General features: G+C 67.0%; 3 protein-coding genes. 1 reads left to right on the top strand and 2 read right to left on the bottom strand.

Annotated features, from left to right (window positions below; genetic code table 11):
* Window positions 1–59: 59 nt before the first annotated feature.
* Entirely contained in the window at window positions 60–662 is a 603-nt protein-coding gene (locus DM816_RS41105) for a TetR/AcrR family transcriptional regulator (RefSeq protein ID WP_162908394.1), read from the bottom strand.
* Window positions 663–701: 39 nt separating this feature from the next.
* Between DM816_RS41105 and DM816_RS41100 the strand changes: the two genes are divergently transcribed.
* On the top strand, window positions 702–1,178 hold the full coding sequence (locus tag DM816_RS41100) for a DUF2306 domain-containing protein (protein ID WP_162908393.1): 477 nt from the start codon (window positions 702–704) through the stop codon (window positions 1,176–1,178).
* On the opposite strand, the gene DM816_RS41095 is transcribed toward DM816_RS41100, so the two are convergent.
* Window positions 1,168–3,209: hypothetical protein (locus DM816_RS41095; RefSeq protein WP_211589080.1), on the bottom strand; the 2,042-nt coding region annotated here is incomplete at its 5' end. The two genes, DM816_RS41100 and DM816_RS41095, sit on opposite strands and share 11 nt — an antisense overlap.

The following is a 3,209-nucleotide window of genomic DNA, read 5'->3' as shown; positions in this document are numbered from 1 at the left end:
GTGGCGGCGCGAGTGTGGCGGCGGGCGGGCGGGTCTTGAGGGGTATGCGGCAGGTGTGCTCACGGGTGGGCGAGGAAGGGGGCGGCGGCGTAGTGGAGTGCCTGCACGTATTGCTCCTCTGCGGAGCCGAGCGGAGCGGGCAGTTTGCCGTTGAGTTCCAGGCTTAGCATGCCGTGCGACACGGCCCATAGGTGCAGGGCGATCCGGTCGGGGTCGCCCGAAACGAAGACCTTTTCCCGCTGGCACCACGCTACAGCGTCGACCAATGGGCGGTAGGCGGCTTCCGCGGCCGTGCGGCCCTGCTCGTCCGGCTCGACGCCCGCGACCTCGTGGCCGAACATCAGGCCGTACAGGTTGGGGCTGCGCAATGCCGCCTCCCGATAGGCCTGCCCGAGCAAGCCAAGGTACGCCAGCGGATCGTCGCCCATCGGGACGGCCCGCAGCGCCTCGCCCAGCCGCTTGAAGGCCTCCCGGTGCATGGCGAGGAGCAGCCCACGCTTGTCCCCGAACAGCGTATAGACGGGCATCGTCGAGACACCGGCTGCCGCCGCGACCTTGCGCAGCGAGAGGCCGGCCGGGCCCTCCTCCACGAGCAGCCGGGCGCCCTCGTCGACCAGACGGGTCATGAGCTCGGATCCATTATCTGACTTGACGCGCCTCACGCCCGGTACTATAACAGTGTTATGAATAATAACGGTGTTATGGCTTGGGTCATCCCGGCCCACGCCGCCGTGGCGAGCGTCGCGCTCATGCTCGGCGCCTACAACCTCTTGCGCCCGACCAAGGGCGACCGGCAGCACCGCCTGATCGGGCGCGTCTGGGTGGTGGCGATGTATGCGACGATCCTGAGCTCCTTCACCATCCGGGAGATACGCCCCGGCCAGTTCAGTTGGATCCACGGGCTGTCCGTGTTTACCTTTGTCACGCTCACGATCGCGCTGTGGGCCGCGTTCACGCACCGCGTTCAGACTCACCGCCGGTTCGTGACCGGCTCCTATCTCGGGCTGGTCGGCGCATTCGTGGGCGCGGTCGCCGTCCCGGTCCGCTATCTTCCGCGCACAGCGGTCGAGCGCCCGGTCGAGTTTGCCCTGGCGCTATTGGGTTGCGTGGTGGCGGCCATCGCGGTCATCCAGCTGACCAAGCAACAGCCGCGCACCCGCTCCCGGGTCACGAACTAGGCTCCCGCAACGGCTTGAGCGCCGTCGGATTGAAGTAGGCGTACTTCACGGCGAGCTGGATTTCGGTGAGGCCCGTCAGGTCGAGTTCGGCCTCCGCCGCCGCCTGCGGCGTGATGCTGATCCGCCACCGCGCCGCCGGGCTGCGTCCCCAGAACACCTGCTTGTCGGTCTCATCCAACCCGTCGGGGTTGATCCCCACCAATTGCGCCGGCGACGCCTCACCGCGCAGCGGCGCATCGGTTGTCACCACGGTGCCATCACGCCTCAGGTTGGTCGCGGTCCCGCAGTGCTCCAACTCCACCTGCACCCACTGATGCGTCGGTTTCGTGGTCGCACCGATCAACGCGACCTCCGCCCGGCCGATCTTCAACTCAGTGTGCTGCGGCGCGAACTGTCCTAACTCGACGGTGAACGAGGTGACCCGCGACCCCTGCAACGCTTGCAACACATCGGGATCGGTGATGGACACCGCCACGTTGCCGTCGAAGCTGAGCTGACTCCAGTAGTCGTCGTATTCCTCGCGCAACTGCGCCGGTTCAAACTGGGCCAGCGAGTTGACATATGCGTCCAGCAGGCCCAAGACCCGGCTCGCGTCATTGCGCGCCAACGCGACGTAGGCGTCCTCCTCCTGGTCCGGATGAACGTACCCATAATCGAACGGGAACCGTGGCGCCCGCTCCGACACGCTCAACGTGTACAGGTCGAACGCTCGGTCGCGCCGGAAGCCGTACCGAATAAAATGGTCCACATAGGTTTGGAACTGCCGAAGCACTGCTCGCGCAACCCTGATCAGCAGCGTCAGATTCTGCTCGAACCCAGCCTGCAGCGCCTGCAGCAGCTGCGCATCGGCCTGATAGGTCTCCCACTTGAGTTTCGCACTCTGTGCCGCGAGCCCCGACTGCTCCAGATCGATGGTCCGCCTGTTGACGTCGAACGTCGCGTCGAACGTCTTGATCAACAGCTCCCGCTCCTTCGCCCGGAACTCGTCGTCGCCCTCCGCCGCGAACAACTGTGCCAGCGCCCGGCCCTTGTCGACGAGCTTCACCGTATTGTCGAACAGCTTCTTCAGGTCGCCGGTCTGTCCCTCGGCCACGGCCGTGGGCTTGGGCTTGGCCGGGTCGCTCACGTCCACGAAGATTCCCGTGGCCGCCTCGCCCGCCACGGTCGCGCTCGACGCGGCCAGGCCGATGACCGCGAGATAGGCCGCGACGCTCGATCCTCCACTGTGGACGGCCGTGGCGATGGCGACGACCGCGCCGACCACCTGCACGACACCCTTCACGAAGTCGCCGAAATTGATCTCGTCATCGTCCCGCAGGTGGTCATTGATGATTTTCTGCAGATCGGCCCTGGCCTGACCGAGCTTGTTGCGGGCCTGCTGCAGTACCAGATTTGCCTGCGCGCGTTCGCTTTCGGCCAGTTCGTAGTCCTTCTGCGCGGCCACCGCCATGCCGATCGCGTGCGCCCGCAAAGCCGCCGCCAGTTGGCTCTTGTCGGCGGTGTTGTTCACGTCGAGCAGCAGCCGCAGCGTGTCTTGAAACAACGCGTCCCGCCGACCCTGATACGACGTGATGAAGTCTTCGTAGAAGCGGAAGTCCGGTCGCAGGTCGTGCTGGTAGCTCAGCCCGATCGGCGTGAGCGCGTTGTTCAGGTATCCGAGCAGTGTGCGCGCCCGGCTCACGGTGACCTTGGCGGGAGCCGCGATCGCGAACAGCGCCAGTGCCGAGTCGAACTCGTGCCGGGCGAGCTGGCGCACCGGCGGGCTCGTGGGCGGGTCGGTCGGCACATACGTCCGGAACCGGAACTCACCCACCCGGGTCCGATAATCGCCCCACTGCTCGGCCACCGGCGCGGTGAGCGCCGAAGTCACCTGGGTAAACCAGTCGGGCACGGTAAGCACCGTCTGGGTCACCGTGCCCGCGGTGCCGGCCGGGCCGACCGGGCCGGTTGCGCCGGTCGAGCCTGGCCGTCCCGCCCGGCATGGGCCGCCACCACCGCCACCGGGTCCGCCCGGTCCGCCGGTGCCGCCAG

The sequence above is a fragment of the Allorhizocola rhizosphaerae genome, from assembly GCF_003426775.1.
GTDB lineage: Bacteria > Actinomycetota > Actinomycetes > Mycobacteriales > Micromonosporaceae > Allorhizocola > Allorhizocola rhizosphaerae.
This window is presented reverse-complemented; position numbering and strand designations above follow the sequence as displayed.